Genomic DNA, 21,882 nt, shown 5'->3' with positions numbered 1-21,882 from the left:
AACAAATACTAATCATTTTTAGAGATTTTATCAGCATAGTAATAAGAAACAGCCAATATTCCCAAAATCACAATGGGCATAATCACAAACCCAATATTGCCATCAACCACAGCGTGACTCAATGCGGCAAACAAAAGGTTAAAAGTAAATCCGGCATAAGCCCATTCTTTTACCTTTGGAGAAACTTGTGGCAATGTTATAGCAATGACTCCCAACACCTTACATACAATAAGAGCATAAGCAAAGTAATTAGGATAACCCAAGGGTTCAGTTCCTGCCGTAGCATACTGTGGTGCAAATAATAGTGTAGCTAAAGGCATTAGACCTTCAAACAGTAATATGAAGATGGTTGCGGTCCAGTATATTATTTTATCTTTTTTCATCTTTTTGATTTTACCGTTAGTTTTTACCTTCTACATGTTTTACAAAATTATTTAAAATGGCTTGCCAACCGCCTTTTTGCAACTCTATAGTGTTTTGAGTTTCTGCATCAAAAGTGGTTTCTACTTTAGTAGTATCTCCATCCTCGGTAAATAAAGTCTTGGCAACTCTACCATCATCCATGGTATAGGTAATTTCTTTATGCAGGTCTACCTTGTTGTAGGTGCCTTCAAAATCAAAACCAAAACTACCATCTTTGGCTTCCATTCTTGTTTTGAATCTTCCGCCTATCTTAAGGTCATTTTCACTACTTGGACAATGCCAACTGGGATCCGCTGTATTCCAAATCATAATATCACTCGGATTAGTCCAAGCATTCCAAACTTTTTGTACAGGAGCATTGATGGTGGCTTCTACTGTAATTTTTGTGGTTGTTGTCATTTTTTTTATTTGTTAATTTGATATTACAAAGGTGCTAAAGCTTCGTTTTATTTACAATGTGCAATTACGCCAACCTAAGGGGTTGATTATGACAACTGTATTTTATATATTTGTTTTTTAATACATTACCATGATACAAGTATCTGTTTTTGTTCCTGAGTATGGCGTTATAGAAGCAATTACACCACCATTTAGATCATTTAATACCGCCAATGAGTTTCTTACAGCCTTTGGTAAAAAATCTATATTCAACGTAGAGTATGTCGGCCTAAATAAATTTGTGCCCGCCAATAATGGTGAATACACCGTCAAAACCGACAGATTACTAAAAGACGTTTCAACAACCGACCTATTAATCATTCCGCCTACTTATGGCGATACTTTAAAAGGTATTGAAGCTAATGCTGAAGCTATCCCTTATTTTACTGAATTGTATAAGAAAGGAAGTAGTGTAGCTAGTCTTTGCATCGGTGCATTCTTGTTGGCTGAAACCGGTTTGCTCAATGGTAAAAAGTGTTCTACCCATTGGGCTTACATCAATGAATTTAAAGAACGATATCCCGAGGTAGAAGTAGAAGATGGTGCCATTATCACTGAACATGAAAACATATACAGTAGCGGCGGTGCCAGTAGTTTGTGGAACTTAGTTTTATATTTAATAGAAAAGTATTCAGATAGGGAAACCGCCATTATGATTTCAAAATATTTTGCTTTAGATATTGGCAGAGACAGTCAAGCCGCTTTTACCATTTTTAGAGGGCAACGCAACCACACCGATGTTGAAATACAAAAAGTGCAAGATTACATCGAAAAGAATTATGAAGAAAAAATAACCATTGAAAGCTTAGCTGATTTAGCCAACGCAAGCCGCAGAACCTTTGAAAGAAGATTCAAACTAGCCACTAACAATACGCCTATTGAATACCTTCAAAGAGTAAGAATTGAGGCCGCCAAAACCTTCTTTGAAGCCTCAAGAAAAAATGTAACTGAAGTAATGTTTGATGTAGGCTACACCGATACCAAGGCTTTCAGAGATATCTTCAAAAAAATAACCGGTCTCACCCCTATCGACTACAGAAACAAGTTTGCAAAAACCTCATACGAAGTATAATTGTAAAAACTGAATAGAACGCTAACTTAGCATCTATACACCATCAAACTTTAAACATGCAAAAGCTACTCCTTCTATTGCTAATACTACTAACAATCAGCTGTAAAGAAACCGAATTCAATACAGCATGGACCAAAGAGCAAGCACCTGAAACCTTCACGGCTAAGTTCGAAACCACCAAAGGCGACTTTGAAATTGAAATCACCCGAAGATGGTCACCTCAGGCAGCCGATAGACTTTACCAACTAATCAAACATGGCTACTACGACAATGCCATTTTTTACCGAGTAGTACCGGGTTTTGTAGCGCAGTTTGGCAATACCGATAGTAAGACTATGAATAACTGGAGAAGTATCAAAATACCCGACGAACCGGTGTTACACAGCAACACCAGAGGTACGATCAGTTTTGCCCGTTTCGGTAAAGACTCGCGTGATTTAGAAGTTTTTATTAATCTGGAAGACAACAAAGTTCTTGATACCTTGAACTTTGAAGACGTAAAGGGCTTCACTCCTATCGGCAAGGTTAAAAATGGAATGGAAACTGTAGATAAATTATACTCAGGCTATGCCGAAGAACCCATGTCTGACCCCAACTTATATCAGAATCGTGACTTATTTTACCAAACCTTTCCAAAGCTTGATTTGATTAGAAAAGCGTATTTAATAAAGGAATAGAAACGAGATGTAAGAAAATAAAAAATTATTGAAAAACGAAAAAAGTCTCACTCCTACTCATTACTCCCTACTCCTTCCTTACTCCTCCAAATCAATCATAAAACTATTCAAAAACGCCACTGAGTTTTCAATGTCGTAATGTAGAATTCTGTCTTCTTTCACCAATGGCACTTCTGCTCTGTAGGATTTCAAGAACATTTCAATAAACTCACTAGATTGTAAAGGCTGTCTGAAAGCAATGGCTTGCGAAGCATTCATCAACTCAATCGCTAAAATGCGTTCCAAGTTTTCCATAATGCGAAGTGTTTTAGTCGCTGCATTCGCGCCCATACTCACATGGTCTTCTTGTCCGTTAGAGGAAACTATACTATCCACACTCGCCGGAGTCGCCAATTGTTTGTTCTGACTGGCAATACTGGCCGCCGTATATTGCGGAATCATAAAGCCTGAATTCAAACCCGGATTGTCAACCAAGAAAGCCGGTAAACCGCGCAATCCTGATATCAATTGGTAGGTTCTTCTTTCGGAGATACTTCCTAATTCAGCCAAAGCCAATCCCAAAAAGTCTAAGGCTAATGCCAAAGGCTGTCCATGGAAATTACCTCCGGAAATAATTACATCTTCATTTTTAAAGATATTGGGGTTATCGGTAACCGAATTGATTTCGGTTTTAAATACTTTCTTTACATAATCAATCGCATCCTTAGAAGCACCATGAACCTGCGGAATACAACGGAAAGAATACGGATCTTGTACGTGTGCTTTTGGCTGCGCAATGATTTGACTGTCTTCTAACAGCTCTCTCATTCGTTTAGCCGTCACAATTTGCCCTTTGTGCGGACGAACATAATGTATCAATTCATCAAATGGCTCAATACGACCATCAAAACCTTCTAAAGAAATAGCCGAAATGACATCAGCCAAATACGAGTATTTCATCGCTTTCAATAAGATATAACTACCGTAAGCACTCATGAATTGGGTTCCGTTTAACAGTGCCAAACCTTCTTTGGATTGCAATACAATCGGTTGCCAATTGAATTGCTTCAATACTTCTGACGAATGCACTTTCTTTCCTTCAAAAAATACCTCGCCTTCGCCTAATAAAGGTAAGGACAAATGAGCCAATGGCGCCAAATCACCACTCGCACCCAGCGAACCTTGCGTATAAATTACCGGTAAAATATCATGATTATAAAAATCTACTAAACGCTCTACCGTTTGCAATTGCACACCCGAATGTCCATAACTCAACGATTGAATTTTAAGTAACAACATTATCTTTACAATGGCTGAAGGCACTTCTTCTCCTGTACCACAAGCATGTGATTTTACTAAGTTTTCTTGAAGTTGAGACAGATTCTCATTCGATATTTTTACATTACACAACGAACCAAAACCAGTATTGATACCGTAAATCGGGGCATCATTAGAAGCCATTTTTTGGTCTAAATAATCACGACATTGTTGAATGCTAATCTTAGCTTCTTCTGAAAGGGCTAAAGTTTTGTGCTCTGAAATAATTTCTTGTAAAGTCTCTAATGTCAATACTTCCGTACTGATGTAATGCGAATGCTCCATTTTTGGTGAGGATTAAAAGTCCAAAATTCCGTAAACGATTGTTAAAAAGCAACAATTTAGTCGAGTATTTTTTGAGGATTCATTAAAAAAATCAGCTTTAGAATAGTGAAATAAACAAAAAGCTATTGGTTAAAAAGAATTATTGCGATATTCTTAAAAATTTAAGGAAACCTTTTTTAATTCTTAAAAAGTTATACATTTGAAAAACATGATGTCACTGTTAGTCCAATATCAATTCTCTCCTACAACCAATACTATGGCTGCTTCTTTGGCTACAACAACATCAACAACTACAACCCCGTTTGGGGTATAATTTTCACATATAATCCACTTGACATGTACTTTCGCAAGAAAGCAAATCACTCATAATTCATCATTCCTAACTCATAACTCAAACAAGTCATGATCGTATTAAAATTTGGCGGTACTTCAGTAGCTAATGCTGAAAACATTTCGAAAACCATAGCCATAATAACCAATAAAAGCAAAGAAAATCAACTCGCTGTAGTCGTTTCAGCCTTTAGCGGCGTAACCGATTTATTAATTTTAGCCGGAAAAACCGCTGCCAATAAAGACAAAGGCTACAAAGATATCGTTAGCCAAATCGAGAAAAAACACAAAGACGCTATCGAGGAATTGATTTCCTTAAGCGACCAAAGCGAAATCATCGACACCATTAACAGCAATATCAATCATTTAAAGACATTGTTAGATGGTTGTTATCTTTTGGGTGAATTAACAAACAGAACTGCTGATATCGTAGCTGGTTTTGGCGAATTGTTGTCTTCCCAAATAATCGCTGTGGCTTTGAAACAAAAAGTTAGCAATTCAGCTTTTAAAGACAGTCGCGAAATCATTAAAACCGATTCTAATTTCGGAAAGGCGGCCGTTGATTTTAAAACAACCAATCAATTAATTGCAGAATACTTTAAAAACAATAACCATCAAGTGACCTTATTTCCCGGTTTTATTGCTTCTTCTTCAGACGAAAATACAACCACTTTAGGTCGTGGTGGTTCTGATTATACCGCTGCCATCATAGCTGCTGCAGTAAAAGCTGAAGTTTTAGAAATCTGGACTGATGTAAACGGAATGTTCACAGCCAATCCTAAAAGCGTTAAGCAAGCCCAACCGATTGAAACAATTTCCTATCAGGAAGCGATGGAATTGTCTCATTTTGGTGCCAAAGTATTGTATCCGCCAACGATTCAACCGGTACTAAAAGACAACATTCCTATTTTTATCAAAAACACTTTCGAACCGGAAGTTTACGGAACGCTAATTTCTAATAAACCGGAAGCTTCAAGTACCCTAGGCGGAGCCGAACGGAGCGAAGCTAATCCAATAAAAGGCATCTCTCATATCGACAATATCGCTTTGCTGACCTTAGAAGGCTCAGGAATGATAGGCGTTGCCGGTTCTTCCAAACGTTTGTTTGAAGTCTTGTCCAATGAAAACATCAACGTTATTTTTATCACGCAAGCTTCTTCGGAACACTCCATTTGTATTGGTATTCTAAATGCCGATGCCGATAAAGCCAAAAATGCTATCGATAAAGCTTTCGAAATGGAGATTGCCCAAGGAAAAGTAGATCCGAGTATCGTAGAAAAAGATTTGTGTATCGTAGCGCTCGTAGGCGAAAGCATGAAAAACCACCAAGGCATCAGCGGCAAAATGTTCAGCACTTTAGGTAAAAACAACGTTAACATTCGAGCCATTGCCCAAGGTGCTTCCGAAAGAAATATCTCGGTAGTCATTAATGAAAAAGATGTTAAAAAAGCACTGAATACGTTACACGAACGCTTCTTTGAAGACAATACCAAGCAATTAAACTTATTTGTTATGGGTGTTGGAAATGTGGGCGAAAAGTTCATAGACCAAATCAGCCAACAAAAGAAATTCCTAAAAGAAAATCTCAAAATCAATGTGCGTGTCATCGCTTTATCGAATTCCAGAAAAATGGTTTTCGATGAAGACGGTATCAATTTAAAAGATTGGAAAGAAACGCTTAACCAAGGCGAAACCGCTGATCCGACAGCCTTTATTACTCGTACCAAAGAGTTAAATTTACGCAACAGTATCTTCGTAGATATTACCGCTAACTATGACATTGCAAGCATTTACGACCAGTTCTTAGGGCAAAATATAGCCGTTGTCACTTGTAACAAAATTGCTTGTTCATCGGAATACCGTAACTACAGAAACCTTAAAAATTTATCCCGAAAATACAATGCGCCGTTCTTGTTTGAAACCAATGTAGGAGCCGGTTTACCCATCATTGACACGCTAAAACACTTAATTGCTTCGGGCGATAAAGTAAACAGAATCAATGCTGTTTTATCCGGAAGTTTGAATTTTATTTTTAACAATTTCAGCGACACTTACAACTTTCATGATGTTGTAAAAGAAGCAGGCCTTCAAGGATTTACAGAACCTGACCCAAAAATAGATTTAAGTGGTGTCGATGTGGCTCGCAAAATATTAATACTCATTCGCGAAAGCGGTTATGAAATGGAAATGGAAGACATTACCAACAATTCGTTCCTGCCGGCAGCATGCATGGAAACCACCAACAACGACGATTTTTTCAGATCTTTAACCAAACACGCAAGCCATTTTGACAATCTTTTGGCAGAAGCTAAAGCCAAGGACAGTCGCTTAAAATTTGTGGCTTCTTTTGAAAACGGCAAAGCCAGTGTTGGCCTGCAATTTATTCCGGCTGACAGTCCGTTTTACAATTTAGAAGGAAAAGACAACATCGTGCAGTTTTATACCGACCGCTACGTCGATCAACCTTTATTAATCAAAGGTGCCGGAGCCGGAGCAGCTGTAACTGCGTCGGGAATTTTTGCAGATGTGATTCGAATTGGAAATGTATAATTGAGTCTTAAAGCCGAATGCCGAAAGTCTTAAAGTACTTTTTGACTCTTAACATTCACTAGACTTTATGACATTATGACTTTAAAACTTTATGACTGAGATTAAAATATTCTGCCCAGCCACTATCGCCAACCTCAATTGCGGATTCGATGTGCTAGGTTTGTGTTTAGACGGCATTGGCGATGAAATGATTATCCGAAAGGTTAACGAAAAAGGCATTCGCATCACCAAAATAACCGGTGCCGATTTGCCTTTAGAAACCGAAAAAAATGTGGCTGGTGTTGCTGCGCTTGCCATTGTAAATGCCGCTAATCCCGATTGTGGTTTCGAAATTGAAATCCATAAAAAGATTAAAGCCGGAAGTGGCATCGGGAGTTCTTCTGCCAGTGCCGCCGGAGCCGTTTTTGGTATTAATGAATTACTCGGAAAACCGTTTACACGTCACGAATTGATTGATTTTGCCATGAAAGGTGAAGCATTGGCCAGTGGTTGCGAACATGCTGATAACGTGGCGCCTTGTCTATTGGGCGGATTTACTTTAGTTCGCGGTTATAATCCGTTAGATGTGATTAAAATTGAAAGCCCAAGTGAAATTCACGCGGTGGTATTGCATCCGCATATTGAAGTCAAAACTTCCGATTCGAGAGCCGTGCTTTCTCCAACTGTGGCTTTGAAAGATGCCATAACCCAATGGGGAAACGTAGGTGGATTTATTGCCGGATTATATACCAAAGACTACGAGCTCATTGGTCGCTCTTTACAAGATGTGATTATCGAACCTTTGCGCAAAAGATTAATTCCTAATTTTGAAGAAGTTAAAAATGCTGCTTTACAAAATGGAGCACTCGGCTCAGGAATATCAGGTGCCGGACCTTCAATTTTTGCGTTATGCAAAGGACAAATATTTGCCGAAAAAGTAGCTTACGCGATGAGCAATAGTTATCTGAATACCGGAATTGCCTTTGACATACATATATCGAAAGTGAATGATGAAGGAGTTAAAACAATTACGACCCGAGGCTAAAAAGCCGAATTGAACGAAGTTAATTAGAACCTGAGCCGCGAATTGCATGAAGCGCAGCGGAATAAATTACGAATAATGAAATATTTTAGTTTAAACAAGAATGCTCCGAGAGTTAGTTTTGAAAAAGCCGTTGTGCTTGGCTTGGCTCCCGATAGAGGTTTGTACTTCCCGGAAAGCATTACACCGCTTCCTTATTCTTTCTTTCAAAACATAGAAAACCTTACACAGGAGGAAATCGCTTTTGAAGCCATCAAACAATTCGTAGGAGACGAAATCCCGGAAGCCGAACTCAAACGCATCATAGCCGAAACTTTGTGCTTTGACTTTCCTTGTGTTCCGGTGGAAAACGATATTTTTTCTTTGGAATTATTTCACGGACCAACCATGGCGTTTAAAGATGTAGGCGCCCGATTTATGTCGAGGTGCTTAGGCTATTTTAATCGCAATGACGATAAAAAAGTAACTGTTTTAGTGGCGACTTCAGGCGATACCGGCGGTGCTGTCGCTAGTGGTTTTCTAGATGTAAAAGGTGTTGAAGTAATCATACTCTATCCTTCAGGTAAAGTCAGCGAAATACAAGAACGTCAATTAACTACACTGGGTAAAAACATAAAAGCTTTAGAAGTTGATGGTGTATTTGATGACTGTCAAGATATGGTCAAACAGGCTTTTTTAGATCATACGTTAAACCATAAAAACCTAACTTCAGCTAACTCAATTAACATTGCACGTTGGCTACCGCAAATGTTCTATATTTTCTTTGCATACAAACAATTGAAGAAATATGACAAGCCCATTATTCTATCTTGTCCGAGTGGCAACTTTGGGAATATTTGTGCCGGCATTATGGCGAAACGTTTAGGCTTGCCTATCGCCCATTTTGTAGCTTCCACCAATGCCAATGATACCGTGCCAAGGTTTTTAGAAAAAGGAAACTACGACCCTAAACCTTCTGTCGCAACGATTTCAAATGCAATGGATGTGGGAAATCCAAGTAATTTTATCCGTATTCAGGAATTGTATCATCATGATTTAAGCCAATTTGAAAAAGACTTCTCTTCTTATGCTTTCACGGATGCTGAAACAGAAATCGCCATCAAAGACATTTACAACAACACACAATACATTGCCGAACCACATGGCGCCGTTGGCTATTTGGGACTAAAAAAAGAAATGCAAAAACAACCGGACAGCATCGGTGTATTCCTTGAAACGGCACATCCGATTAAATTTTTAGATGTAGTAGAACCTTTATTGGATTTAAAACTGCCAATTCCAACACAAATTGAAAGTGTTTTAGGGAAAGAAAAAGTTTCGACAAAGATTAAGACTTATGAAGATTTGAAATCATTTTTGGAAAATCAGTAATGTCCATGCTTAAAAAGAAAAAAGTAATCCTGAACCACAATCAGGAATTTGATAGCTCCATCCGAAAAGATTTTTATAAGCGCCTTTTATACATAGTCCTTTGTGCAATACCGATCTGGATATGGGCAGATGAAAAGCCGCCGTTGAGTTATGTTGTCCTGCTATTATTTTTATTCGGAATGTATCAAATCATAACGATTGTATACCTATCCCAACTCATTATTGATTCTTTTTTTCCTCCGGTTACAACCATAGAAACGAAGACTAGATTATTTGACCGATTCCTCTATTATTTTTCAAGTGGATTCTTTTTTACCGGTTTGGTTTTCCTGCTTTTTGAACTTCAACACCTAGAAAACACACTCAGTGGAACCAACTTGTTTTGGAAAGCCGGATTTACGGGAATTGCAGTGGCGAGTGTAATAACAATAATCCTCAAAAAATTAACTCCAACTGTTTACTTTGAGAGCAAAAGACGCTATACCGTTCACTTTGGCCTATTTATAGGTGGCTTATTATGGTCAGCTTCCGCAGGTAGTTTTGTCAACCATTTTTACGCTGAGCCTTCAATAAGCACTAAAGAATTTGTCCTCAAACGAAAAAGCACCGGCGGTAAACGCAACGCAAGTCATTGGTTATTTCTCCAAACAAAGCCTTTATCTGAAGAACGTTTTGAAGTAACCGAATCTTTTTTTGAAACCGTAGAAGAAGGACAAACCGTGCTGTTGGATATTCAAAAAGGAAAACTGGAATATGATGTAATTGTCGCTTTTCGGAAAAAGGAAACCATTATAAATTGACGAACTAAAATGAATCTTGTTTGCAAAAAACAAAGTGATTTCTCCTATATTTGTTCAAAATCTAACCAATGAAAAAAATTACTTCTCTATTAGCACTATTGATTATAGTTTCTGCTTGTGGCGTTCGCCAAACTCGTGATATGTTGACTTCCGGTGATTACGACGGTGCCATTCAAAATGCAGTCGAAGGTTTACGTGGCGGTAACAAAAATGCTAAAGGCAAACAAGATTATGTTTACCTACTCGAAGAAGCTTTTGCAAAAGCCAAAGAAAGCGATTTACGCAACATCCAGATATGGTTCAAAGATGCCAATCCGCAGAATTTAGAGAAAATTTATGAGACTTATGTACAACTCAACAATCGCCAAGAAAAGATTCGTCCTTTATTGCCGTTGAAATTATTAAAAGAAGGTCGCGACGCTAAATTTCCTTTTGACGATTACTCTGATCAGATTGTAAGCAGCAAAAATGCTTTAGCCAAATACTTATATGACAATTCGAAAGCTTTATTGGTAACCAAAGACAAAATGACCATTCGCCGTGCTTATGATGATTTATTGTATTTGAGAAGTTTAAATCCCGGATTCAAAGACACCGAAAAACTTATTGAAGAAGCCCAATTCAAAGGCACTGACTTTGTCAATGTTTACACGAAGAACGAAACCAATATGGTTATTCCGGTGCGTTTGGAAAATGATTTATTAGACTTTAGCACCTTAGGTTTAAATGACAAATGGACCGTTTACCACAGCAACCGTGTAAAAGGAATTGATTATGATTATGGCTTAGTGGTGAACTTCCGTCAAATCAATATTTCTCCGGAGCAAATTAAAGAAAAGGAAATCCAAAAAGAAAAACTGATTAAAGTTGGGCTTAAAAACCTTCTCGACGCTAATGGAAATATCGTTAAAGACAGTTTAGGCAACAACATTAAAGTAGATGATATGAGAACTGTGCGCGCTCAAGTTTATGAATTCTCTCAATTCAAAGCCTGTCAAGTTACCGCCAAAGTTGATTATATTGATTTCAGAAACAATCAATTATTACAAACTTTCCCTTTAGCCAGTGAGTTTACTTTTAATTATATGTATGCCAAATTACGTGGTGACAAACGTGCTTGCGAACAAGACTATTACCAATACCTCGACCGCAGAGCGGTGCCTTTTCCTTCTAACGAGCAAATGGTTTACGACACCGGAAACGATTTAAAGAATAAGCTGAAAGACATCATCACGAGAAATAAATTCAGGAAATAAAACTGCTGAAAGCAGACAACAGAAAGCAATAAAAAACGCATTTGAAATTCAAATGCGTTTTTTTTAAATATATCTTTTCAAGTCATCGGCATAAATATCGCCATGGGAAGCATTATAAATGGGTTCGCCATTCTTGATTAGTATCAATTGTGGTGATTGATGTTCGATACCAAAACGGTTAGCTATTTCATTGGAAATATCTCTGTTTTGAAGCAAGTCAAGAAAATAAGGCGTCACCAAATCGTTTAAATCATACTCATTCTCAAACTGCTTTAACGTCATACGGCTAATACCACAACGTGTGCTATGTTTGAAAATAATCACCGGTTTCTCGGTGGATTCATTAATAATTTCATTCAATTGACCCATATCGGTCAATGGTCTCCAATTTACTTTTGAATTGGTGTTTTCTGATTCAGTAGATCCGAATATATTTTTGAATAGGTTCATTCTGACTTGATTTAGGACATTTTGACTGTAAAATAACATAAATTTATAACTAAATCGGTCATTTTGTCTTGATATTCGTTTTGGAACACATATTGTCGATTACTCTCCAAAGTTAACTAAAATATATTTTTATAAAATTCGTTTTAACTTTTAAACAACACACAAAAAAATTTAACTTATGAATATTAATAATTTAACCATCAAATCTCAAGAAGCTATCCAACAAGCGCAGCAAATCGCTCAAAGCTTCGGTCACCAACAAATCGAAAACGAGCACCTTGTCAAAGGAATACTCGAAGTCGATGAGAATGTGACGCCTTTTATCTTAAAGAAACTCAATGTCAATGTCGATTTATTTAAGAAGATACTCGACAGCACTTTGCAAAGCTTCCCGAAAGTTTCCGGTGGCGATATTATGTTGTCTCGCGAAGCCAATACGGCATTGAACGAAGCCAACATCATTGCCAAAAAAATGAACGACGAATACGTTTCGATTGAACATTTGCTCTTGGCTATTTTTAAATCGAAAAGCAAAGTCGCCCAAATCTTAAAAGACCAAGGCGTAACTGAAAAAGGATTGGAAGCCGCCATAGCCGAAATCAGAAAAGGCGAAAGAGTCACTTCTGCTTCGGCCGAAGAAACTTATAACGCACTAAACAAATACGCCAAAAACCTCAACGAACTAGCCAGAAATGGTAAACTCGATCCGGTGATTGGTCGCGATGAAGAAATTCGACGCGTATTACAAATCTTAACCCGTCGTACTAAAAACAATCCAATGTTAGTGGGAGAACCGGGTGTTGGTAAAACCGCTATAGCCGAAGGCTTAGCCCATCGTATCGTGGATGGCGACGTGCCCGAAAATCTTAAAGACAAAATCGTTTACTCGCTTGATATGGGTGCGCTGATTGCCGGTGCTAAATACAAAGGCGAATTCGAAGAAAGATTGAAATCCGTAGTAAAAGAAGTGACTTCGGCTGAAGGCGATATCGTTCTCTTTATAGATGAAATCCACACGCTTGTTGGAGCCGGCGGTGGCGAAGGTGCGATGGATGCAGCCAATATTTTAAAACCGGCTTTAGCGCGTGGTGAATTGAGAGCTATTGGGGCCACGACTTTAGATGAGTACCAAAAATACTTCGAGAAAGACAAAGCTTTAGAGCGTCGTTTCCAAAAGGTAATGGTCGATGAACCGGATACTGAAAGCGCTATTTCTATCTTGCGTGGAATCAAAGAAAAATACGAAACCCATCACAAAGTGCGTATCAAAGACGATGCGATTATTGCGGCTGTCGAGTTATCACAACGCTATATCACTAACCGTTTCTTACCGGACAAAGCGATTGACTTGATGGACGAAGCGGCTTCTAAGTTGCGTATGGAAATCAACTCCAAACCTGAAGAACTCGATGTCTTAGACAGAAAGATCATGCAGTTGGAAATCGAGATTGAAGCCATCAAACGGGAGAATGATGAAACCAAGCTGAAAGGTTTGGGCATGGATTTAGCCAACTTAAAAGAAGAGCGCAACGAAATCTTTACCAAATGGAAATCAGAGAAAGATGTTGTAGACAATATCCAAGCGGTCAAACAGGAAATCGAAGACTTCAAACTTGAAGCCGAACGTGCCGAGCGCGATGGTGATTATGGTAAAGTAGCCGAAATCCGTTACGGAAAAATAAAAGATGCTCAAGAACGTTTAGATGCTTTGCAAACCCAATTGGCCGAAAACCAAGCCGGAACTTCTTTAATCAAAGAAGAAGTCACTCGCGAAGACATAGCCGAAGTAGTAGCCAAATGGACAGGCGTTCCGGTAACCAAAATGCTGCAAGGCGAAAGAGAAAAACTATTGCGCCTCGAAGACGAATTGCATCACAGAGTTGTTGGTCAGGAAGAAGCCATCGAAGCCATTAGCGATGCTGTACGCCGTAGTCGTGCCGGATTGCAAGACATGAAGAAACCCATTGGTACTTTCTTATTCTTAGGAACCACCGGTGTTGGTAAAACCGAATTGGCCAAAGCTTTAGCGGAATATTTATTCGATGATGAAAATGCCATGACGCGTATTGATATGAGTGAATACCAAGAACGCCATAGTGTAAGCCGCTTAGTTGGTGCGCCTCCGGGATATGTAGGTTATGACGAAGGTGGACAACTCACGGAAGCTGTTCGTAGAAAACCTTATTCTGTTATCTTATTAGATGAGATCGAAAAAGCACATCCTGATACCTTCAATATCTTGTTACAAGTACTAGACGAAGGTCGATTAACCGATAACAAAGGACGCTTGGCCGACTTCAAAAACACGATTATCATCATGACTTCCAATATGGGAAGCGCCATTATACAAGAGAAGTTTGAAAACCTTAAAGGTGGTATTGAAGCCGCAACCGAAGCCGCAAAAACGGAAGTTTTAGGGCTATTAAAACAAACGGTTCGTCCGGAGTTCATTAACCGTATCGATGAAATCGTAATGTTTACACCATTGACGGCAGCCAACATCAAACAAATCGTGGGCTTACAGTTGCAAAGTGTAACCAAAATGCTAGCACAGCAAAACATCACTATGGATGCCACACCGGAAGCCATTGCTTATTTAGCTGAAAAAGGTTACGATCCACAATTCGGAGCAAGACCGGTAAAACGTGTTATTCAGCGCGAAGTGCTTAACCAATTGTCTAAGGAAATCTTAGCCGGTAAAGTCACTACAGATAGTATTATTTTGTTAGATAGTTTTGATGGACAGTTGGTATTTAGAAATCAAAGTGAGTTGGTTGAATAAGACATAAGTTTTGCCCTCGTTTAAGCAAAAACACTTATCCCTTTTCCTTCTTCTCTTTTAACTTAAAATAAATAAATTGGTTTTAGTTTGATTGAAAAGCCCCATTAGTTGTAATGACTAATGGGGCTTTTTTATTCGCCTTTCCCGTCTGTATACGGTCAAAGTGGGAATATTACAATTTAAAAAAAGAATTTCGCAACCCTTTCATTTTTAATATGTTCAACTTTACAAAACAACAATAAGTTGTAATTAAACTTATATCAAAATGGAAAAAAATCAAAATGACAACCGCAGTCCACAAAGAGAAAGCGCGTCAAAAGGGAGAACAAATATGGATTTAGACGATACGCCATCGGCTACTGAAACTCGTCAGAATGCCCAAAACCAACACACTGAAACTAAGGAAGAATCAGAGGATAAAAACAGAAAAACTACAACTGAAACAACTAGTAGAGAAGCCGATACTCGAAACAAATAATCAGTAATAATTAAACAATAATAAATATGAAAGACACTTTGAAAACTACAAAACAAAAACAAGCTCATCCGCCAATGAAATCATCACAATTAATGAAGTTGTTTGTCGATGAGTTAAAGGATATCTATTGGGCAGAAAAAGCACTAACCAAAGCCATTCCAACGATGATTCAAAATGCCTCCTCCTTAGAATTAATTGAGGCGTTAACCAATCACCTTGAAGAAACTCACAATCATGTAGAGCGCGTGAGACAAATCTTTGAAATCCTCGGCAAAAAACCGGAAACTAAACCCTGTAAAGCCATGCAAGGCTTGATTGAGGAAGCAGGCGAGATTATGAAGTCATGCGAAGAAGGTCCAATGCGAGATGCAGGAATCATTTCGGCTGCACAAAAAGTAGAGCATTACGAAATGGCCACTTATGGCACCTTGCGTCAGTTTGGGGAAACCCTAAATTTGACCAGAGTGGTGGTGCTGTTAGCCGCAACTCTTCAGGAAGAAAAAGCAGCTGACGAAAAATTGTCAACTGTAGCCATTGATGCAGTTAATGTGGAAGCCGCTTCTGAAGCGATATAAATTATCTAAACTCATTTTCAACAACAATGAATCTGATAACTATGGTAAGCAATTGATTGGATTAGTACCATTTGCAGTCAACTTTAGTCTCACTCAAACATGTGAATCTTAAAAGTTTATCAAAGAGTATTATAACATATTTTGATTCCAATAGGTTGACCTTTGTTGTACAATACAGTTGGATTTTAAAAATGATTAATAACAAGTAAATAAAAAAATTATGAGTACAGGAAAAGTAGTATTAGGAACATTAGCCGGTTTAGCTGTTGGTGCAGTTTTAGGAATTCTTTTTGCACCCGAAAAAGGTTCAGTAACGCGTCAGCAAATTGCAGACAAAGGAAATGATTATGCTGATGATTTAAAATCAAAGTATAAAGAGTTTGCTGATTCAGTATCGGAAAAGTTTCAAAGTGCCAAACATGACGCACAAGAAATAGCCGAAAATGGAAAAGCTAAATTTGAAGACATAAAAAAAGAGGCCGCCAATACGATGTCTAATTATAAATCATAAATAAGCCTATTATGATTGACAATGCAACACCCATAGAAACGCTTTTTGAGCGCGCTCAAGTTTACAGCAAATCTACCGTCAAATTGTTTAAGCTTAATGCCATAGACAAGTCGGCAGACGTTGTATCTTCAATGTTGGCTCGTCTTACTGTTATCATGACAGTTGTATTGTCAATCGTAATTATTAATATCGGGATATCCATTTGGGTAGGCAAATTACTGGGCGAAGTATTCTATGGATTTTTAATCATTGGCGGCTTCTATGCTTTAATGGCATTGATGCTTCACATTTACCGTTACCAATGGATCAAACATCCTATCAGCAATTCGATTGTTAAAAAAATGATGAAAGAAAAAGTGCTATGAAAACCAACAACGAAACCGAAGAATTAAACCAGATGATTCTTGTTGCCCAAGCACAAAACGAAACCGACTTGCGACTACTGCAAGAGCAGTTTGAATTGACATATGAAAGTTTGAAACCTGCCAACATCATTAAAAACGTCTTTCACAATATGACCAATACACCCGATATCAAAGACAACATGGTCAGTAGTGCCATTGGTCTAACTTCCGGTATTATGGGTAAAAAACTTGTGATGGGAAGCTCACATAGCCCGGTTAGAAAAGTAATAGGAACCGTTGTTCAATTTGCGGTAACCAACTTGGTTTCCAAATACACCGGAGGCTTTTCAGCCATTGCAGGCAATATGTTTAAAAGTTTCTTCAACAAAAAAAGCAGTAAAACCAATTGAAAAAAGGAATGACTACTCGTTTCAAAAATTTCTTTACCATATTAAAAATCACTGCCCAAAAATGGTGGGACAGAGATCCCTTTAAAGAAAGCGCCGTTATAGCCTATTATGCCATCTTTGCCTTGCCCGGATTACTGGTCGTAATCATTACACTGGCAGGCTATTTTTTTGGTCAAGAAGCGGTTAACGGACAAATAACCGGACAGTTCACTGCCGTTATGGGTGCCGATACTGCACTGCAAATTCAAGACATTATTGCCAAAGCTACCCAATCCCGAAACTCCGTTTGGGCGACTATCATTGGGATAACTACTATTTTAGTAGGCGCCACCGGTGTCTTTGTAGAGTTCCAAAAATCTTTAAACAACATTTGGAACGTTCAAGCCGATGTGTCTAAATCGGGAATCGCAAGTTTTCTTAAAACAAGACTGTTCTCTTTCGGCGTAATTATCGCCATGGCTTTTATCCTTATCCTATCATTAGTTATCTCTGCGGCACTGGCGGCACTGAGTAATTTAATTACCTATTACTTCTCTACCCTATTCTTGGTCGTACTTCAATTCTTTAATTTTATCGTCTCCTTGGGCATATTGGCATTACTGTTTGCAGTAATGTTCAAATTCTTTCCCGATGCCAAAATAAAATGGAGACATGTTTGGGTAGGCGCTTTAGTAACCGCCTTGTTGTTTGAAACAGGCAAATTTGGTCTAGGCTTATACTTCGGTCAAGCCCATCCCGGTTCGGGTTATGGTGCTGCGGGTTCTATCATCTTAATCCTGCTTTGGGCATCGTACTCGTCTATGATTGTCTTCTTTGGTGCCGAATTCACCCACATCTACGCCGAAAAAACAGACGGCAAAGTCGCACCCGATGAGCATGCCGTTAAGGTGGTGGAAGTGAAAACGAAAGTGGTGAAGGAATAGCGCAATTAGGCATTAGTAATTAGCCAATAGCCATTAGTTTAACAAGTGTGTAGCGATTGCGAATAGTTACTACTGCCTATCCTTGTAACATTTCCCCTCTTTCCCCTACTAATTCCCAAAATCATCCATCAAAACAAATCAAAAATCACATGAAAAACTACCTTTCATCAGCAGCGCTATGCTTTATTGTCATGAGCTGTACTCCTTTCAAACCTGCTATTAGCCATGCCGACATCAACACTTTAACCGAGTATAAGGTCAAAGGCAGACAAGGCATTTTAATCAATCAGAAACTTACTTTTGGCGAGTACACCACGTCTAAAGTAAAACGCTCATGGACTAAAGGCGGCAATACCCGTGTGCCGGTATCGGTTTCTCCGGTGGTTGATTTTCTTTATCCGGAGATTCTTACGGCAGACAACAGCAACCGCTACCAAACCTTTGCGTTCCAAATGAATGACGGCCTGCAAAACTACACCGATGTTTATGCGGCTACTGACTTTGCTTCAGAACGCCTTTTAGTAGGCAATAACCCAAACAGCATCGTTAACATCATTAAAGACGTTACCGGTAAAGGAATTGATCAGTCTTATATGTTTTATGCCCAAATATTTGTAAACCAAGACAACAAACCTTGGGAATTGGTGCTCGACAATAACGCTTCGCAACGGGACGCCAAGCAATATGTAGGTTACTTTGGCTATGACCAAAACCGATACTACACGCTAAAACCTATTACCGAGTTACAAACCAGTAAAGGCCCAAAACCCATTTGGATGGGCTCTGTAGGCTACGAAATATGCAACCCTAACAACCAAGCTGTTGCGGCGGTTTCGCTCATGGACAACGGACTGGTTTACCTTGCCCCTACTAACCTTGAAGAACGGTTTTTACTGGCTAATCTTTGTGCTACTTTGCTGTTGCAACAGGATATAGCGGAGTAAGGAAAAAGGTGCTGAGGTTTCAAGCAGTAAACTTAATAAGTACACTGAGCAAAGTTATAGTTTGTATTCCTATCAACTGTCTTGTCCCTTTTCTTAATTGTCATCCTGAGCTTGTCGAAGGATACTCCATTTATAAGAAATTTATGTTAATAACTTCGCTATAAATCACTACTAATGGGGATTGATTCTCACTTTTAAATGTGTTAAATTTGATAATACTAATTTAGATAAGAGATTATAGAGTTGATTTATAATGCTTATCGGGACGTTGGCAGCAATCATTTTTTAACCCATACAATTAAATGAACTTTCAAATTACAAAAGAAGTCGATAGATTTATTAAAGAAAATTACGATGCTTGCAGCAAATGTAATCGAACTTATGTGACAGATGAGGAAGTGATATTTGGCTATTCAAAAGAAAATAAAATGTTATCAGTCGGCTCGTGTTGTGAAAAATATTTAACAAAAAAACATTTGAAACGATTTTATGGGGAAAGACCGTATAAAAGTCCAAAAAAAGATGAGATACTTTGGAAATTCATGGATTTACCAAAGTTTGTTTCTATGTTAAAAACGAAGTCTTTATTTTTTACTAGAGCAGATAAATTTGATGATCCATTTGAAGGAGCAAGAGGTACACTAAAAAACAAAGAACAATGGGATGAAATTTATTTAAAATATCTTATCGATATTTCTAAAAAAATTTCTAACGACAAAAATAGACCTGATAAAGAAATTGAGGAAGAAGCACAAAAAAATCTTCAAAACTGGGAACTACAAGCTATTGAAAGGAAATCGAAAACTGGAGTAAATTGTTGGCACGAAAACCAGTTTGAATCAGAAGCAATGTGGAAACTTTATACGTCACTTGATTATGGTATTGCAATAAAAACAAATTACAAAAGATTATATGAAGCACTTGGATCTGATCCTGATATCGACATTGGACGGATTAATTATATCAATTTTGACGAAACATTTGCACATTTTTTTGAGCCTTTTTGGTACAAAAGAAAATCCTTTATGCACGAAAATGAGATCAGAGCAATAATTCGTCAAGATAAGGAAATAGAAGGATTTGGAAAATTGATGCCAGTTGATTTAGAAATGTTAATTGAAACTATTCATGTGTCGCCAACCGCACAATCATGGTTTTCAGAATTAGTCATTGATATTATGGAAAAATACAAATTAAAGAAAACTGTTTCTGAATCTTCTCTGAATGACAAACCATTTTTCTAAAAAAAATGACTACAGCTAAAAGCAGTTTGTGATAATTGCGTGGCTTGGGATTATCCCTAGTTTTCTCTGAAAATTCAAAAAGGAAGTTTATATTTGGAATCATAAGTAATAAATAGTCGTAGCTGATATATTTGCGGCACGTTATGCGTCAGTTTTCGGATTGTGCAAAAGAAGAAGCTAAAGTTTCCAAAATGACATGGGAAAGTTCTAAAATTACATGGGAAAGTTCTGAAACGACATGGGAAAAGTCTGAAAAGATACCTGCCAAGTCCGAAAAGGTATCATGAACTTCCGAAAAGCTGTCAACAAAGTCTGAAAAGACATCATGAACTTCCGAAAAGCTGTCAACAAAGTCTGAAAAGACATCACGAACTTCCGAAAAGCTGTCAACAAAGTCTGAAAAGGCATCACGAAGTTCAGAAAAGGTATCATGAAGTTTGGAAATGCGCAAAACCGCAGCACATTGTGTGCTATTTTCTAGCAACTGAAATCCAACTGAAAATTGTAACCAATTTAAAAATAACAGACATATTGAGTGATATTAAAATTTTAAAAATTCACTATGAGAAATAGAAGAAATTGGTTAAAGCAAACAAGTTTAGGGATTGTAGGTTTAGGGATTATTCCGTTTGAGAGTTTTGCAGTTCCAACAAAAGAAGACCTCATTGAAGAAAAAAATGTAAGCCTAATTCGGTTAAGGTCAAACGAAAATCCTTATGGCCCATCAGTATTGGCAAGAAATGCAATGAGTGATAGTATAAATGTCAGTAATCGCTATGATTGGGAATTGACAGACGAACTAATTGGAAAAATTGCCCAAAAACATAATTTAACTGATCAAAACATATTATTGGGTGCGGGTTCTTCGGAAATTTTAAATTTAGTTGCTTTGTATTGCTCAAAAAAAACAGGAAATTTAATTATTGCGGAAACTACTTTTGATTATTGGACAATAACCGCTGAAAACGCAGGGCTTAAAAAAATTGCAATCCCATTAACCGCTGATAAAAAGCATGATTTATCAGCAATGTTAAATGCCATTGACTCTGATACGAGATTGATTTATATATGTAATCCTAATAATCCAACGGGAACAATTTGTGCAAGTGAAGCACTTTTAAATTTTATAAAGGAAGCCACAAAAAGAACAAAAGTTTTAGTGGATGAGGCCTACCTGGATTATACAGACCAACCATCACTTGCCAATCTTGTAACAGAGAATAAAAATATAATTATTGCCAAAACCTTCTCAAAAATATATGGTTTAGCAGGTTCACGCATTGGATATGCAATAGCACATCCGGAAACCATAATGGAAATGAGCCAATTACAATTTTCTACAAATGGAAGTGTAAGCATAGTATCAGCTTCAGGAGCTTTAGCCTCGTTAAAGGACAATAAATTTGTAGCAGAAACAATTTTGCTTAATGCAGAAGCAAGAAAATACACAATTGAACAATTGGAGAATTTAAAAATACGTTGTATTCCGTCGCATACAAACTTTGTCTATTTTTCATTAGAAAATTATAACAAAGACTTTTTTGAGCAGTTAAAAAAGAACAATATTCTTGGGACAAAGATTTACGAAGAAAAAGGAAAATGGTCAAGAATTACCATTGGTACAATGACAGAAATGAAACAATTTATTAAAGCATTAGAGTAAATATAAAAACAGCGCCTAACAAAGAACTGTGCTTAAAAA

General features: G+C 37.7%; 22 protein-coding genes. 17 read left to right on the top strand and 5 right to left on the bottom strand.

The annotated features are described in order from the left end of the window. Window positions 1-8 precede the first annotated feature (8 nt). Window positions 9-383 carry a DoxX family protein gene (locus tag B3C16_RS15130; RefSeq protein ID WP_121313892.1) on the bottom strand — a complete coding sequence of 125 codons (375 nt, stop codon included), beginning with the start codon at window positions 381-383 and terminating at the stop codon, window positions 9-11. A 16-nt stretch (window positions 384-399) separates the two neighbouring features. After that, window positions 400-822: an SRPBCC family protein gene (locus B3C16_RS15125; RefSeq protein ID WP_121313893.1), complete on the bottom strand. Its 423-nt coding sequence runs from the start codon at window positions 820-822 to the stop codon at window positions 400-402. A 130-nt stretch (window positions 823-952) separates the two neighbouring features. Between B3C16_RS15125 and B3C16_RS15120 the strand changes: the two genes are divergently transcribed. Both B3C16_RS15120 and B3C16_RS15115 read left to right on the top strand, forming a co-directional pair. After that, entirely contained in the window at window positions 953-1,933 is a 981-nt protein-coding gene (locus B3C16_RS15120; RefSeq protein WP_291133055.1) for a GlxA family transcriptional regulator, read from the top strand. A 56-nt stretch (window positions 1,934-1,989) separates the two neighbouring features. After that, on the top strand, window positions 1,990-2,610 hold the full coding sequence (locus tag B3C16_RS15115; protein WP_291133053.1) for a peptidylprolyl isomerase: 621 nt from the start codon (window positions 1,990-1,992) through the stop codon (window positions 2,608-2,610). A 78-nt stretch (window positions 2,611-2,688) separates the two neighbouring features. Here the strand turns inward: B3C16_RS15115 and hutH are convergent, their stop codons facing one another. Further along, on the bottom strand, window positions 2,689-4,191 hold the full coding sequence (gene hutH / locus B3C16_RS15110) for a histidine ammonia-lyase (RefSeq protein WP_291133051.1): 1,503 nt from the start codon (window positions 4,189-4,191) through the stop codon (window positions 2,689-2,691). Window positions 4,192-4,593: 402 nt separating this feature from the next. On the opposite strand from hutH, the gene thrA reads away from it, so the two are divergent. The 5 genes from thrA to B3C16_RS15085 all read left to right on the top strand — a co-directional run bounded on the left by thrA (window position 4,594) and on the right by B3C16_RS15085 (window position 11,519). Next, entirely contained in the window at window positions 4,594-7,071 is a 2,478-nt protein-coding gene (thrA, locus tag B3C16_RS15105; RefSeq protein ID WP_291133049.1) for a bifunctional aspartate kinase/homoserine dehydrogenase I, read from the top strand. Between the two features lie 91 nt (window positions 7,072-7,162). After that, window positions 7,163-8,095 carry a homoserine kinase gene (locus tag B3C16_RS15100; protein ID WP_291133047.1) on the top strand — a complete coding sequence of 311 codons (933 nt, stop codon included), beginning with the start codon at window positions 7,163-7,165 and terminating at the stop codon, window positions 8,093-8,095. A 75-nt stretch (window positions 8,096-8,170) separates the two neighbouring features. Next, window positions 8,171-9,463, top strand: coding sequence for a threonine synthase (gene thrC, locus B3C16_RS15095; protein ID WP_291133045.1), 1,293 nt, complete (start codon window positions 8,171-8,173; stop codon window positions 9,461-9,463). Window positions 9,464-9,468: 5 nt separating this feature from the next. After that, complete coding sequence (locus B3C16_RS15090; RefSeq protein ID WP_291133043.1) at window positions 9,469-10,263, top strand: hypothetical protein; 795 nt, start codon at window positions 9,469-9,471, stop codon at window positions 10,261-10,263. Window positions 10,264-10,331: 68 nt separating this feature from the next. Then, window positions 10,332-11,519, top strand: a complete 1,188-nt coding sequence (locus B3C16_RS15085; protein WP_291133041.1) for a hypothetical protein — start codon at window positions 10,332-10,334, stop codon at window positions 11,517-11,519. 63 nt (window positions 11,520-11,582) lie between these two features. Here B3C16_RS15085 and ytxJ read toward each other — a convergent pair whose 3' ends face one another. After that, the gene (gene ytxJ / locus B3C16_RS15080; RefSeq protein WP_291133040.1) at window positions 11,583-11,969 is read right to left on the bottom strand and encodes a bacillithiol system redox-active protein YtxJ; all 387 of its coding nucleotides are present in this window, start codon (window positions 11,967-11,969) and stop codon (window positions 11,583-11,585) included. Window positions 11,970-12,147: 178 nt separating this feature from the next. Here ytxJ and clpB point away from each other — a divergent pair, with 178 nt between their 5' ends. From clpB to B3C16_RS15035, 9 genes are all read left to right on the top strand, one after another. Then, the gene (clpB, locus tag B3C16_RS15075) at window positions 12,148-14,751 is read left to right on the top strand and encodes an ATP-dependent chaperone ClpB (protein ID WP_121313901.1); all 2,604 of its coding nucleotides are present in this window, start codon (window positions 12,148-12,150) and stop codon (window positions 14,749-14,751) included. A gap of 265 nt (window positions 14,752-15,016) precedes the next feature. After that, window positions 15,017-15,229, top strand: coding sequence for a hypothetical protein (locus B3C16_RS15070; RefSeq protein WP_121313902.1), 213 nt, complete (start codon window positions 15,017-15,019; stop codon window positions 15,227-15,229). Window positions 15,230-15,255: 26 nt separating this feature from the next. Further along, window positions 15,256-15,804 (top strand): ferritin-like domain-containing protein, encoded by a 549-nt coding sequence (locus tag B3C16_RS15065; RefSeq protein WP_291133037.1) that lies wholly within the window; start codon window positions 15,256-15,258, stop codon window positions 15,802-15,804. A 220-nt stretch (window positions 15,805-16,024) separates the two neighbouring features. Next, entirely contained in the window at window positions 16,025-16,315 is a 291-nt protein-coding gene (locus B3C16_RS15060; protein WP_121313904.1) for a YtxH domain-containing protein, read from the top strand. A gap of 11 nt (window positions 16,316-16,326) precedes the next feature. Then, on the top strand, window positions 16,327-16,680 hold the full coding sequence (locus B3C16_RS15055) for a hypothetical protein (RefSeq protein WP_121313905.1): 354 nt from the start codon (window positions 16,327-16,329) through the stop codon (window positions 16,678-16,680). Continuing rightward, entirely contained in the window at window positions 16,677-17,069 is a 393-nt protein-coding gene (locus B3C16_RS15050) for a hypothetical protein (protein ID WP_291133034.1), read from the top strand. The genes B3C16_RS15055 and B3C16_RS15050 overlap by 4 nt, the downstream gene beginning before the upstream one ends. An 8-nt stretch (window positions 17,070-17,077) precedes the next feature. Further along, window positions 17,078-17,992: a YihY/virulence factor BrkB family protein gene (locus B3C16_RS15045; protein WP_291133032.1), complete on the top strand. Its 915-nt coding sequence runs from the start codon at window positions 17,078-17,080 to the stop codon at window positions 17,990-17,992. A gap of 149 nt (window positions 17,993-18,141) precedes the next feature. Continuing rightward, window positions 18,142-18,936: a hypothetical protein gene (locus B3C16_RS15040; RefSeq protein ID WP_291133030.1), complete on the top strand. Its 795-nt coding sequence runs from the start codon at window positions 18,142-18,144 to the stop codon at window positions 18,934-18,936. Window positions 18,937-19,238: 302 nt separating this feature from the next. Next, entirely contained in the window at window positions 19,239-20,180 is a 942-nt protein-coding gene (locus tag B3C16_RS15035; RefSeq protein WP_291133028.1) for a hypothetical protein, read from the top strand. Window positions 20,181-20,328: 148 nt separating this feature from the next. Here B3C16_RS15035 and B3C16_RS15030 read toward each other — a convergent pair whose 3' ends face one another. Then, a complete protein-coding gene (locus B3C16_RS15030; protein ID WP_291133026.1) occupies window positions 20,329-20,664 on the bottom strand; it encodes a hypothetical protein in 336 nt (111 codons plus the stop codon). A 78-nt stretch (window positions 20,665-20,742) separates the two neighbouring features. Between B3C16_RS15030 and B3C16_RS15025 the strand changes: the two genes are divergently transcribed. Then, entirely contained in the window at window positions 20,743-21,843 is a 1,101-nt protein-coding gene (locus B3C16_RS15025) for a pyridoxal phosphate-dependent aminotransferase (protein WP_291133024.1), read from the top strand. The last annotated feature ends 39 nt before the right edge of the window (window positions 21,844-21,882 follow it).

The organism is Flavobacterium sp. UBA7682 (assembly GCF_002482945.1).
Classification (GTDB): Bacteria; Bacteroidota; Bacteroidia; order Flavobacteriales; family Flavobacteriaceae; genus Flavobacterium.
This window is presented reverse-complemented; position numbering and strand designations above follow the sequence as displayed.